This window comes from Streptomyces montanus, assembly GCF_005786655.1.
In the GTDB taxonomy this organism is placed as follows: domain Bacteria; phylum Actinomycetota; class Actinomycetes; order Streptomycetales; family Streptomycetaceae; genus Streptomyces; species Streptomyces sporangiiformans.
This window is the reverse complement of record NZ_VBZC01000085.1, coordinates 1-13,073: the sequence shown is the minus strand read 5'-3', so window position 1 is coordinate 13,073 and position 13,073 is coordinate 1. Positions and strand designations below refer to the sequence as shown.

At 67.8% G+C, this 13,073-nt stretch carries 12 protein-coding genes; 9 read left to right on the top strand and 3 right to left on the bottom strand.

Features of this window, described 5'->3' with window-relative positions; translation table 11 throughout:
• The first annotated feature begins 177 nt into the window (after positions 1–177).
• Positions 178–1,650 carry an outer membrane protein assembly factor BamB family protein gene (locus tag FE633_RS42630; protein ID WP_138050546.1) on the top strand — a complete coding sequence of 491 codons (1,473 nt, stop codon included), beginning with the start codon at positions 178–180 and terminating at the stop codon, positions 1,648–1,650.
• Positions 1,651–1,781: 131 nt separating this feature from the next.
• Here FE633_RS42630 and FE633_RS42625 read toward each other — a convergent pair whose 3' ends face one another.
• A complete protein-coding gene (locus tag FE633_RS42625; protein ID WP_138050545.1) occupies positions 1,782–2,078 on the bottom strand; it encodes a DUF397 domain-containing protein in 297 nt (98 codons plus the stop codon).
• Positions 2,079–2,353: 275 nt separating this feature from the next.
• Here FE633_RS42625 and rpsO point away from each other — a divergent pair, with 275 nt between their 5' ends.
• The 5 genes from rpsO to FE633_RS42600 all read left to right on the top strand — a co-directional run bounded on the left by rpsO (position 2,354) and on the right by FE633_RS42600 (position 7,840).
• A complete protein-coding gene (rpsO, locus tag FE633_RS42620; protein ID WP_119105693.1) occupies positions 2,354–2,641 on the top strand; it encodes a 30S ribosomal protein S15 in 288 nt (95 codons plus the stop codon).
• Positions 2,642–2,975: 334 nt separating this feature from the next.
• Complete coding sequence (locus FE633_RS42615; RefSeq protein ID WP_138050544.1) at positions 2,976–5,192, top strand: polyribonucleotide nucleotidyltransferase; 2,217 nt, start codon at positions 2,976–2,978, stop codon at positions 5,190–5,192.
• Positions 5,189–6,568, top strand: coding sequence for a M16 family metallopeptidase (locus FE633_RS42610; RefSeq protein ID WP_138050543.1), 1,380 nt, complete (start codon positions 5,189–5,191; stop codon positions 6,566–6,568). Before FE633_RS42615 ends, FE633_RS42610 begins: the two co-directional genes overlap by 4 nt.
• Before the next feature lie 58 nt (positions 6,569–6,626).
• On the top strand, positions 6,627–7,379 hold the full coding sequence (dapB, locus tag FE633_RS42605; protein WP_138050542.1) for a 4-hydroxy-tetrahydrodipicolinate reductase: 753 nt from the start codon (positions 6,627–6,629) through the stop codon (positions 7,377–7,379).
• Between the two features lie 5 nt (positions 7,380–7,384).
• Positions 7,385–7,840 carry a tetratricopeptide repeat protein gene (locus tag FE633_RS42600; RefSeq protein WP_138050541.1) on the top strand — a complete coding sequence of 152 codons (456 nt, stop codon included), beginning with the start codon at positions 7,385–7,387 and terminating at the stop codon, positions 7,838–7,840.
• Between the two features lie 67 nt (positions 7,841–7,907).
• Here FE633_RS42600 and FE633_RS42595 read toward each other — a convergent pair whose 3' ends face one another.
• A complete protein-coding gene (locus tag FE633_RS42595) occupies positions 7,908–8,465 on the bottom strand; it encodes a PH domain-containing protein (protein ID WP_138050540.1) in 558 nt (185 codons plus the stop codon).
• A gap of 90 nt (positions 8,466–8,555) precedes the next feature.
• Positions 8,556–8,795, bottom strand: coding sequence for a hypothetical protein (locus tag FE633_RS42590; RefSeq protein WP_119105687.1), 240 nt, complete (start codon positions 8,793–8,795; stop codon positions 8,556–8,558).
• A gap of 235 nt (positions 8,796–9,030) precedes the next feature.
• On the opposite strand from FE633_RS42590, the gene thyX reads away from it, so the two are divergent.
• From thyX to FE633_RS42575, 3 genes are all read left to right on the top strand, one after another.
• Positions 9,031–9,771 (top strand): FAD-dependent thymidylate synthase, encoded by a 741-nt coding sequence (gene thyX, locus FE633_RS42585; protein WP_119105686.1) that lies wholly within the window; start codon positions 9,031–9,033, stop codon positions 9,769–9,771.
• 209 nt (positions 9,772–9,980) lie between these two features.
• The gene (gene dapA / locus FE633_RS42580) at positions 9,981–10,880 is read left to right on the top strand and encodes a 4-hydroxy-tetrahydrodipicolinate synthase (protein ID WP_119105685.1); all 900 of its coding nucleotides are present in this window, start codon (positions 9,981–9,983) and stop codon (positions 10,878–10,880) included.
• Positions 10,881–11,013: 133 nt separating this feature from the next.
• Positions 11,014–12,699: a ribonuclease J gene (locus tag FE633_RS42575; RefSeq protein ID WP_138050539.1), complete on the top strand. Its 1,686-nt coding sequence runs from the start codon at positions 11,014–11,016 to the stop codon at positions 12,697–12,699.
• Positions 12,700–13,073: the final 374 nt, after the last annotated feature.

Genomic DNA, 13,073 nt, shown 5'->3' with positions numbered 1-13,073 from the left:
AGGCCCGTCCACCCCTCCGCACCCACCCACTACGTCACACCCCGCCAGGAAGTGACCCATCAACGCTCGGTCGTGGACCGCAAAGCGGACAACCACCCCGCGTACGCGATCACCCGAGAGGCATATTAGATGGGCGGTCTGACACCGAGTGGACCTCATCGAAAAGGACCCGTGCGCGTGACTTTCGGCCCGCCTCCGTCCCCGTTCACCCAGTCTGCGCTCTCGGCGGACTCCGCACGCAAGAAGAGGCGTACGAAACTGCTGGGCGCCGTCGGCGCTGTGGTCGTCGCGGTGCTCTGCGCGGGCGGGTGGCTGCTGTGGTATGCGGGTGAGGACAGAACCCCAGCGCATGACAGACCGTCGGCGGCTCGACAGACTCCGGACGACATCAGACAGACGGTCGAGAAGCTTCCAGGCACCCCCGAAGGCGAACTCGTCGTCGACTATGCCGAAGAAGGCCTCAAGAAGGACAAGACCGTCTACGCCCCCGGCACTTGGGCGACGGACAAGATCCTGGCCAAGGCGGTGGGCAGCCGACTCCTCGGCATCAACGCCAGGACGTACGAAGAAGAGGCGGAGTGGACCCTGAAGCTGGACGGTCCCGTCTGCGCCACGACCCGCCACGTCACCGCGGACGGCCGCACGGCTGTCGTCGTCCAGCCCTCCAGGCCCAAGGGCTCCGACTCGGAAGGTGTCTGCGACGAACTGGTCTTCTTCGACATCGACACCGGCAAGAAACTGTGGCAGAAGAAGCTGCCCGACGCCGACACCGCCTTTGTGACGAACACGAACCTGACCATGACCGGGGGCACGGTCGCCGTGGCGTGGGACGCCGGATCGGTGGCGTACGGCATGAGCGACGGCAAGCAGCTCTGGAAGAGCACGAGCCGCTCCGCCTGCGAGGACACGGGGTTCGCGGGCGGACGTAACCTGCTCGCCCTGGTCAAGTGCGACCGGCAGGGCGAGCCCACGTTCAAGGTGGAGAAGCTCGATCCCCGTACCGGCAAGGTGCGGTGGACGTACCAGGTGAGTTCGGGGATTCAGCGGGTCTTCCTGCCTTCTTCGGATCCGCCGGTGCTCGCCGTCGCGGCGGGAGACGACAGCGTGACCGATCTGATCAGCCTCGACGCCCGTGGCCGGCATCGGGCCACGATCACGCTCGGCGACAAGTTCGACCCCTCGTGCGACCGGTCCTACTTCGGAGTGGTGGAAAACTGCGACGCGATCGTCGTCGGGCGGGAACAGGTCTTCGTCGCCAGTGAGGAACAGTTCGAGAACGGCCAGCCGGCGAACTGGATCACGGGCTGGGACCTCGCGACGGGCAAGACCACGAAGAAGTTCGACGGCAGGCCCCTGCAGAAGATCCACCCTCTGCGGATGAGCGGGGACAAGCTCCTCGCGTACCGGGAGAGTTCGGACAACATCGGGCCGGCCGCCGTGGTGCGGCTGGATCCGCGCACCGGCAAGGAGACCCCGTACCTCTTCTTCAACCTGCCGAGTGACGACGTGGCACGGCTGGAGGATCCTTCGACGGCGGACATCGTCGTCGAACAGGGCAAGGTCTTCTTCTCCCCGAGAGAACTCCGCCCGGATCCCAAGTTCCCCAAGTACCCCGTAAGGGCCGTCTTGGGGATCGACAGCGTGACGTGAGTCTTTTGAAGGGGTGGCGGGCGCGGGTACCGCCACCCCTCCCAGGAAACTGCCGCAGCCATCACCCGGCCTTGCGCCCGAGCGTCAGCCGGCCGCGAGCCCGAGCGTCACCCGCCCTTGCGCCCGAGCGGCTACTCCGCCGCGAGCCCCCCGTTGTGCGGCGCCGGCTCCAGGTCGAACTCCCCGTCCCGGGCCCCCAGCACGAAGGCCCGCCACTCCGCCTCCGTGTAGCGCAGGACCGTGTCCGGGTCGAGGGAGGACCGCATCGCCACCGCGCCCTCGGGGAGATACGCGATCTCGACCCGCTCCTCGTGTTCCTCCGTGCCCGGTGCGCTGTGCCATTCGACGCCCGAGATGTCGAGGGCGTAGAGCTCATTCTTCTCCCGCTCCTTGCGCGCCTTGACGTCCTTGTCCTCTGCCTCGGCCATGGCGAAGCGACCCCTTCCCGACCTACGAACGACGTGACGCGTCACCCTACTGGGACCGGCCCCGGCCTTCCGGGGCTCCTGGAACCCTGGTCAGCGGACCCGCCACCCCCTGGTACGCTGTGTAACGGCCGTTTGTGTACGCACCCCCGGACCGCCCTCCCCAGGGCCCTGGAGGACGCGCCCAGCGGATCCCCGCCTCCCGAGTAACGGAAGCTCCCCTGAGAAGTGGACCAGGGGCACTCGGTGGCTACTAAGAAGACTTACGAGGAGTACGCGTGTCGCTCGACGCCGCTACGAAGAAGCAGATCATGGCCGAGTTCGGTACCAAGGAGGGCGACACCGGCTCCCCCGAGGTCCAGGTCGCCATGCTCTCGCGCCGGATCTCGGACCTGACCGAGCACCTCAAGACCCACAAGCACGACCACCACTCCCGTCGTGGTCTGCTGATCCTGGTCGGTCAGCGTCGCCGTCTGCTGCAGTACCTGGCCAAGAAGGACATCCAGCGCTTCCGTGCGCTGGTCGACCGCCTCGGCATCCGCCGTGGTGCGGCGGGCGCCCGTTAAGACGCCGTGAAGGGAGCGGTTCCCACGCACAGGGGGGCCGCTCCCTTTGCTGTACGTGCGGACTATCACTGCCGCTTTGTAGTGTGGTAGGCACAACGACATACGTACGACACACAGTGGTGCCGCGACAGCGCACAGCGATGCCAGAGGCAACCACGCCTGACGAGGAGAAGCGCACCTCGCCGCCGCCGGTCCTCGGTAGTGGCCCCCGGGGGCAAGAAGCCCGGGTGCTTCGATCGAAGACCGGCCCGCACCAGACGGAGCGCTTCTCCGACGTCCCCCCGCCATACGGGCGGGCCGGGACGAAAGACGAAAAGTATCGGAGAAAACGCTAGTGGAGAACGAGACCCACTACGCCGAAGCCGTCATTGACAACGGTTCCTTCGGCACCCGCACCATCCGCTTCGAGACGGGCCGCCTGGCCCGCCAGGCCGCCGGCTCCGCCGTGGCCTACCTGGACGACGACACCATGGTGCTGTCGGCCACCACCGCCTCCAAGAACCCCAAGGACCAGCTCGACTTCTTCCCCCTCACGGTGGACGTCGAGGAGCGGATGTACGCCGCCGGCAAGATCCCCGGCAGCTTCTTCCGCCGCGAGGGCCGCCCCTCAGAGGACGCGATCCTCACCTGCCGTCTCATCGACCGCCCGCTGCGCCCGTCCTTCAAGAAGGGCCTGCGCAACGAGATCCAGGTCGTCGCCACGATCATGGCGCTCAACCCCGACCACCTGTACGACGTCGTGGCGATCAACGCCGCGTCCGCGTCCACGCAGCTGGCCGGTCTGCCCTTCTCCGGCCCGATCGGCGGCGTCCGCGTCGCGCTGATCCGCGGTCAGTGGGTGGCCTTCCCGACGCACACCGAGCTCGAGGACGCCGTCTTCGACATGGTCGTCGCGGGCCGCACCCTGGAGGACGGCGACGTCGCGATCATGATGGTCGAGGCGGAGGCCACCGAGAAGACCATCCAGCTGGTCAAGGGCGGCGCCGAGGCCCCGACCGAGGAGATCGTCGCCGCCGGTCTGGACGCCGCGAAGCCCTTCATCAAGGTGCTCTGCAAGGCCCAGGCCGACCTCGCCGCGAAGGCCGCCAAGCCGACCGGCGAGTTCCCGATCTTCCTCGACTACCAGGACGACGTCCTGGAGGCGCTCACCGCCGCCGTCAAGGACGAGCTCTCGCAGGCCCTCACCATCGGGGGCAAGCAGGACCGCGAGAGCGAGCTGGACCGCGTCAAGGCGCTCGCCGCCGAGAAGCTGCTCCCGCAGTTCGAGGGTCGCGAGAAGGAGATCTCCGCCGCGTACCGCTCGCTGACCAAGTCCCTGGTCCGTGAGCGCGTCATCAAGGAGAAGAAGCGCATCGACGGCCGCGGCGTCACGGACATCCGTACGCTCGCCGCCGAGGTCGAGGCGATCCCGCGGGTGCACGGTTCCGCGCTGTTCGAGCGTGGCGAGACCCAGATCCTGGGCGTCACCACCCTCAACATGCTCCGCATGGAGCAGCAGCTGGACACCCTCTCCCCGGTGACCCGCAAGCGCTACATGCACAACTACAACTTCCCGCCGTACTCCACCGGCGAGACCGGCCGCGTCGGCTCCCCCAAGCGCCGCGAGATCGGCCACGGAGCGCTCGCCGAGCGCGCGCTCGTGCCGGTGCTGCCGACGCGCGAGGAGTTCCCGTACGCGATCCGTCAGGTGTCCGAGGCCCTCAGCTCCAACGGCTCGACGTCCATGGGCTCGGTCTGCGCCTCCACCATGTCGCTGCTGAACGCCGGTGTGCCGCTGAAGGCCCCCGTCGCCGGTATCGCCATGGGCCTCATCTCCCAGGAGATCGAGGGCGAGACGCACTACGTGACGCTGACGGACATCCTCGGTGCCGAGGACGCCTTCGGCGACATGGACTTCAAGGTCGCCGGCACGAAGGAGTTCGTGACCGCCCTCCAGCTCGACACCAAGCTGGACGGCATCCCGGCCTCCGTTCTGGCCGCGGCCCTCAAGCAGGCCCGTGACGCCCGCCTCCACATCCTCGACGTGATGATGGAAGCGATCGACACGCCGGACGAGATGTCCCCGAACGCCCCGCGGATCATCACCGTCAAGATCCCCGTGGACAAGATCGGCGAGGTCATCGGCCCCAAGGGCAAGATGATCAACCAGATCCAGGAGGACACCGGCGCCGACATCACGATCGAGGACGACGGCACCATCTACATCGGTGCCGCCGACGGACCGGCCGCCGAGGCCGCCCGCGCCACGATCAACGGCATCGCCAACCCGACCATGCCGGAGGTCGGCGAGCGCTACCTGGGCACGGTCGTCAAGACGACCACCTTCGGTGCGTTCGTCTCGCTGCTGCCGGGCAAGGACGGTCTGCTGCACATCTCGCAGATCCGCAAGCTCGCCGGCGGCAAGCGCGTGGAGAACGTCGAGGACGTGCTCGGTGTGGGCCACAAGGTCCAGGTCGAGATCGCCGAGATCGACTCCCGCGGCAAGCTCTCCCTCATCCCCGTGATCGAGGGCGAAGAAGGCGACGACAAGAAGGACGACACCGACAAGTGACGTCTCGTAGCTCCACGGCGACGGCCCGCACCTCCTCGGAGGCGCGGGCCGTCGCCCGTACCCAAACACTGATCAAGGGCGAGCACGGCATCGGTACGGTCCGCAAGACCACCCTCCCCGGGGGCCTGCGCGTCGTCACCGAAACGCTGCCCTCCGTGCGCTCCGCCACCTTCGGCATCTGGGCGCACGTCGGCTCCCGCGACGAGACGCCGGCCCTGAACGGTGCCACGCACTACCTGGAGCACCTGCTCTTCAAGGGCACCACGCGCAGAAGCGCGCTGGACATCTCGGCCTCCATCGACGCGGTCGGCGGCGAGATGAACGCCTTCACGGCGAAGGAGTACACGTGCTACTACGCGCGCGTGCTCGACGCCGACCTCCCCCTCGCCATCGACGTCGTCTGCGACATGCTCACCGGCTCGCTGATCCTCGAGGAGGACGTGAACGTCGAGCGTGGCGCGATCCTCGAAGAGATCGCGATGACCGAGGACGACCCGGGTGACTGTGTGCACGACCTGTTCGCGCACACCATGCTCGGCGACACCCCTCTCGGCCGCCCGGTGCTCGGCACGGTCGACACGGTCAACGCCCTCACCGCGGACCGCATCCGCCGCTTCTACAGGAAGCACTACGACCCGACGCATCTCATCGTCGCCTGCGCGGGCAACGTCGACCACAACAAGGTCGTACGCCAGGTCCGTGCCGCCTTCGAGAGGGCCGGCGCCCTGAAGCAGTCGGACGCCGCACCGATCGCCCCGCGCGACGGCTCCCGCGTCATCCGCACCACGGGCCGCGTCGAACTGCTCGGCCGCAAGACCGAGCAGGCCCATGTCGTCCTCGGCATGCCGGGCCTGGCCCGTACCGACGAGCGCCGCTGGGCCCTGGGCGTCCTGAACACCGCGCTCGGCGGCGGTATGTCCTCCCGCCTCTTCCAGGAGGTCCGCGAGAAGCGCGGCCTGGCCTACAGCGTGTACTCGTACACCTCGGGCTTCGCCGACTGCGGCCTCTTCGGCGTGTACGCGGGCTGCCGCCCGAACCAGGTCCACGAGGTCCTGAAGATCTGCCGTGACGAGCTCGACCAGGTCGCCGAGCACGGTCTGCCCGACGACGAGATCGACCGCGCCATCGGCCAGCTGAAGGGCTCAACCGTCCTCGGCCTGGAGGACACCGGTGCGCTCATGAACCGCATCGGCAAGAGTGAGCTGTGCTGGGGCGAGCAGATGTCGGTCGACGAGATGCTGACCCGGATAGCCGCGGTCACCCCCGACGACGTCCGGAACGTCGCCCGCGACGTCCTGGGACAGCGTCCTTCGTTGTCGGCCATCGGCCCGCTCAAGGACAAACAGGCGTCCCGTCTCCACGAAGCGGTCGCCTGACACCCGCTCCATCTGGCACCCGCTCTTCTGGCACCCGTCTCTTGTAAGGAAGCAAGCAATGAGCAAGCTGCGCGTGGCCGTCCTCGGCGCCAAGGGCCGCATCGGATCCGAGGCGGTACGAGCCGTCGAGGCCGCCGAGGACATGGAACTGGTGGCCGCCCTCGGCAGCGGCGACAAACTGGAGACGCTGGTGGAGACCGGCGCCCAGATCGCCGTCGAACTGACCACGCCCGCCTCGGTCATGGGCAATCTCGACTTCTGCGTACGCCATGGCATCCACGCCGTGGTCGGTACGACGGGGTGGACCGACGAGCGCCTCGCGCAGCTGAACACCTCGCTGGCCGCGTCGCCGCGGACGGGCGTCCTCATCGCGCCCAACTTCTCCATCGGGGCCGTACTGACCATGAAGTTCGCGGAGATCGCCGCTCCGTACTTCGAGTCCGTCGAGGTCGTCGAGCTGCACCACCCGAACAAGGTGGACGCCCCCAGCGGCACCGCCACACGCACCGCCCAGCTCATCGCCGCGGCCCGCGAGCGCGCGAGCAGCTCCCCGCAGCCCGACGCCACGGTGACGGCACTGGACGGCGCCCGTGGTGCGAACGTCGACGGCGTTCCCGTCCACGCGGTCCGGCTGCGCGGGCTGCTCGCCCACCAGGAAGTGCTGCTCGGCGGCGAGGGCGAGACCCTCACCATCCGCCACGACTCGCTGCACCACAGCAGCTTCATGCCGGGCATCCTGCTCGGCGTACGACGCGTCGTGGACACCCCGGGCCTCACCTTCGGCCTGGAACACTTCCTGGACCTGAACTGACCGCCATGCGCGCAAAGATCACGTACGCCGTCGCGGCCACCGTCCTCGTCGTCTACTTCGTCCTGGTCGGCAGCCGTGGGGTCATGCTCATCGAGACCGGCACGGCCCTCACCGTCACTTTCGGGGTGGCGGTCCTCATCCTGCCGGTGATCGGCCTGTGGTTCCTCTGGAAGAACACACAGTTCGTCCGGAAGGCCAACCGGCTCGCCGCCGAGCTGGACGCGGAAGGCGGCCTGCCCGTCGACGAGTTGAAGCGCACCCCGGGAGGCCGCATCGACCGCGACTCGGCCGACGAGGTCTTCGCCCGCCGCAAGGCCGAGACCGAGGACGCCCCGGACGACTGGCGCAGCTGGTTCCGCCTCGCGGTCGCCTACCACGACGCCCGCGACACCCCGCGCGCCCGCAAGGCGATGCAGCGCGCCATCGCCCTGCACGAAGGAAAGCCCGTACAGGCGGCCTGATCGGCCTGATCGACAGCGCGAAGGGGCCGGCCCGCGTGAGTGCGGACCGGCCCCTTCGCGTTGTCGATCAGCCGGGCCGGTGCTCGTCCGCCCACACCTCGACGGTGTCCGCCGCCCGGTCGAAGGCCTCGGGGCGACCCAGGAAGTCCGCGTTGTGGGTGGTCAACAGGGCGACGGGATCGTCACCCACGCGGTCCCGGCGGATGAGGACGAGCGCCTGCCCCTGCACGGTGCGCGGCAACCCGAGCCAGCGCACCGGCTGCTGGACCGTCCGCACCACCGCGACCTGCGCCCAAGGCGCCGTACGCGTACTGAGGAAACGCACCTGACGCAGCCCGTACGCGCTCACCCAAGCGCCCATCCGCAGCAGCCGGAGGGCGCTGGCGATGACGAACAGCGCCACGCCGAAGCACACCGCGCCCGCGCCCAGGGTGCCGGCCACCGCGATGATGACCGCCGCGAACAGCACGTACGACGCGAGCAGCAGCAGAAGCGCGGCCATGGCGACCCGCCACGGCCCGGGCCGGTAGGGGCGCCGCCACCGGTCGCGGTTGTCGGACGGCAGCGCGCGATCGTCCGTCTGCTCGTCAAAAGCGCGATCGGCCGTCAGGAAGGGCAGGGGCACGACTCATCCTCACTCAATCCACGCACGGGCTGTGCCTGGTGAGGCTACCGAGCCGGGTCCCCGCCCACCACCCTTGGGGGTCTGGACGAGTCAGCGGCCCTCGGAGGCCTCCGACTGCTGCGTATGTGCAGGTGACTGGTCCTGCGACAGGGCGGGCAGCCCGAACAGCAGGGAGCCCGCGAGCCCGGCGACCACGGTGAGTCCTACGAGCCAACGCCCGGCGACCTCTCCGGCGGAGACCCGCTCACGGGGTGGGGGAGTGACATTGCTGCGAAACTTGTCGGCTTCGGCGATGAAGGCGAACGGAACAGGCTCGCGCCGACGGAACATGGGAACTGCTTCTCCTCTGGAGACTCGAACGGATCATGGGCTTGTGCGGATCGGCGACTCGAACGAATCGCTGCTACCTACACAGACGAGCGGGTGCCCCAATTGGTGCCACGTTTCACCGAATTCGCAGAAGTTCGGCGAAGAATGTTGCGGCACGGCGCCGAACGTCCCGTTGTCAGTGCCGGCCCGTAGAGTGGGCGCCGCCCGAGCCAGTGATGGAAGGACCCCGCAAGCCGTGACCGACACCCCCTCCGGCGACCTCAAGCCCAGCTTCCGCAGCGATGTGACCGTCGAGCTGGTGAAGCACAGTGCGTCCGACTCCGACGTGCTGTTCGCCGCCCGTGTCTCGACCGTCGGGGAGCAGTCCCTGGACGAGCTCAAGAAGGACCCCGAGCGCTCCAAGGGGCTGATCAACTTCCTGATGCGGGACCGGCACGGCAGCCCCTTCGAGCACAACTCGATGACGTTCTTCATCAACGCCCCGATCTTCGTCTTCCGCGAGTTCATGCGACACCGCGTGGGCTGGTCGTACAACGAGGAGTCGGGTCGTTACAGGGAGCTTCAGCCCGTCTTCTACGTCCCGGACGAGTCCCGCAAGCTGGTCCAGGAGGGCCGCCCGGGCAAGTACGTCTTCGTGGAGGGCACCCAGGCCCAGCAGGAGCTGACGGGGCGCGTCATGGAGGACTCGTACCGCCATGCGTACGAGGCGTACCAGGAGATGCTCGCCGCCGGAGTCGCCCGCGAGGTGGCCCGCTCGGTCCTCCCGGTAGGCCTGTTCTCGTCGATGTACGCGACGTGCAACGCCCGCTCGCTGATGCACTTCCTCGGCCTGCGCACGCAGCACGAGCTTGCCAAGGTCCCGTCCTTCCCGCAGCGGGAGATCGAGATGGTCGGCGAGAAGATGGAGGCGGAGTGGGCGAAGCTCATGCCCCTCACATACGCCGCGTTCAACGCCAACGGACGTGTTGCTCCGTAGCGGACCCCACCACCCGTCCGGCACAGACCTGCGGATCCGCCGACTGAAGTGTCCGTATTGCAGCATTTCGTGAAGTTCATCTAGCCTGATCAAACGGGCTCGGCACTGCTTGAACCCCCGAGCAGGCAGTGCCGGGCTCCACCTTTGTCGAGACTTGTCGGCCCACCCGAGGGCAGACCGCGTACTGAGCAGCGAGTAGCGTGGTACCCATGGCTCCGACCTCCACTCCGCAGACCCCCTTCGGGCGGGTCCTCACCGCCATGGTCACGCCCTTCACGGCGGACGGCGCACTCGACCTCGACGGCGCACAGCGGCTCGCCGCCCATCTGGTGGACGCAGGCAACGACGGCCTGATCATCAACGGCACCACGGGCGAGTCCCCGACCACCAGCGACGCGGAGAAAGCGGATCTCGTACGGGCCGTGCTGGAGGCGGTCGGCGACCGTGCCCACATCGTCGCCGGTGTCGGTACGAACGACACGCGCCACAGCATCGCGCTCGCCCGCGCCGCCGAACAGGTGGGCGCGCACGGCCTCCTCGCGGTCACGCCGTACTACAACAAGCCCCCGCAAGAGGGCTTGTACCACCACTTCACGGTGATCGCCGACGCGACCGAGCTCCCCGTGATGCTGTACGACATCCCCGGCCGCAGCGGCGTACCGATCAACACGGAAACGATCGTGCGTCTGGCCGAGCACCCGCGTATTGTCGCCAACAAGGACGCCAAGGGCGACCTGGGCCGCGCCAGCTGGGCCATCGCCCGCTCGGGCCTGGCCTGGTACTCCGGCGACGACATGCTGAACCTGCCGCTCCTCTCCGTGGGCGCGGTCGGCATCGTCTCCGTGGTCGGTCATGTCGTCACCCCCGAGCTGCGGACCATGATCGACGCGTACATCAGCGGCGACGTCCAGAAGGCCACCGAGATCCACCAGAAGCTGCTCCCGGTCTTCACGGGAATGTTCCGGACCCAGGGCGTCATGACCACCAAGGCCGCGCTCGCACTCCAAGGGCTGCCCGCCGGACCGCTGCGCCTGCCCATGGTCGGCCTCTCGCCCGAGGAGACCGCCCAGCTCAAGATCGATCTTGCCGCCGGCGGGGTACAGCTCTGACAACGGACTTCACAACTGAATACGCACTACCACGCAGGCCACAGGCCTGCACCATCACACAACTGCTACTGCACGAACGTCCGCGCGCCACGTGCCCAGCCAGGTACGTGGCGCGCGTGGTGAGGAGAGTCTTTTGAGCCATCCGCATCCTGAACTCGGCCCGCCGTCGAAGCTCGCCGAGGGCGGCCTCCGGGTCACCCCTCTCGGGGGACTCGGCGAAATCGGCCGGAACATGACCGTCTTCGAATACGACGGCCGCCTACTGATCGTCGACTGCGGAGTGCTCTTCCCCGAGGAGGAGCAGCCCGGAATCGACCTGATCCTGCCGGACTTCACGTCCATCAGGGACCGCCTCGACGACATCGAGGGCATCGTCCTCACGCACGGCCACGAGGACCACATCGGCGGTGTCCCGTATCTCCTGCGCGAGAAGGCGGACATCCCACTGATCGGCTCCAAGCTGACCCTCGCCCTCATCGAGGCGAAGCTCCAGGAGCACCGCATCCGCCCCTACACACTGGAAGTCGCGGAGGGCCACCGCGAGCGCATCGGCCCCTTCGACTGTGAGTTCGTGGCGGTCAACCACTCCATCCCGGATGCCCTCGCGGTCGCCATCCGGACCCCCGCGGGGATGGTGGTGCACACCGGTGACTTCAAGATGGACCAGCTCCCGCTGGACGGCCGCCTCACGGATCTGCACGCCTTCGCGCGTCTGAGCGAGGAGGGCATCGACCTTCTCCTCTCAGACTCGACGAACGCCGAGGTCCCGGGCTTCGTCCCGCCCGAGCGCGATATCTCGAACGTGCTGCGGCAGGTCTTCGGGAGTGCGCGCAAGCGGATCATCGTGGCCAGCTTCGCCAGCCACATCCACCGCATCCAGCAGATCCTCGACGCCGCCCACGAGTACGGCCGCCGGGTCGCGTTCGTCGGCCGCTCGATGGTCCGCAACATGGGCATCGCCCGCGACCTGGGCTATCTGAAGGTCCCGCCGGGCCTGGTCGTCGACGTCAAGACGCTCGACGACCTCCCGGACGGCGAGGTCGTGCTGGTCTGCACGGGCTCCCAGGGCGAGCCGATGGCCGCGCTCTCCCGTATGGCGAACCGCGATCACCAGATCAGGATCGTCCAGGGCGACACGGTGATCCTGGCGTCGTCCCTGATCCCCGGCAATGAGAACGCGGTCTACCGCGTCATCAACGGCCTGACCCGCTGGGGTGCCAACGTCGTCCACAAGGGCAACGCCAAGGTGCATGTCTCGGGCCACGCCTCCGCGGGCGAGCTGCTGTACTTCTACAACATCTGCAGGCCGCGGAACCTGATGCCGGTCCACGGCGAATGGCGCCACCTGCGCGCCAATGCCGAGCTGGGTGCCCTCACCGGCGTCCCGCACGACCGCATCGTCATCGCCGAGGACGGCGTCGCCGTCGACCTCGTCGAGGGCAAGGCCAAGATCTCGGGCAAGGTCCAGGCGGGATACGTGTACGTCGACGGCCTCTCGGTCGGCGACGTCGGGGAGCCCGCCCTCAAGGACCGCAAGATCCTCGGAGACGAGGGCATCATCTCGGTCTTCGTGGTCGTGGACTCCAGTACCGGAAAGATCACCGGTGGCCCGCACATCCAGGCACGTGGCTCGGGCATCGAGGACTCCGCCTTCGCGGAGGTCGCCCCGAAGATCACGGAGGTCCTGGAGAGGACGGCCCAGGACGGCGTCGTCGAACCCCACCAACTGCAGCAACTCATCCGCCGCACGCTGGGCAAGTGGGTCTCGGACACCTACCGGCGCCGGCCGATGATCCTGCCGGTCGTGGTCGAGGTCTGACGCCTCGTCACGCGTGAACTGGGAGCGGGGCTCCTCGATTTGCATCGAGGAGCCCCGCTCCAGTACGTTTACGGCTCCGCCTGAACGGGAACCCGGCGCAACTGTGCACCAGGAACCAGCCCGAGCGGGACGGAATTCCGACTCAGATTCTTCTGATAAAGTCGGGTCCGCCGGAAAGGGAAACGCGAAAGCGAGAACCTGGAAAGCACCGAGGAAATCGGACGCGAAAGAGTCTGATAGAGTCGGAAACGCAAGACCGAAGGGAAGCGCCCGGAGGAAAGCCCGAGAGGGTGAGTACGAAGGAAGCGTCCGTTCCTTGAGAACTCAACAGCGTGCCAAAAATCAACGCCAGATATGTTGATACCCCGTCTCCG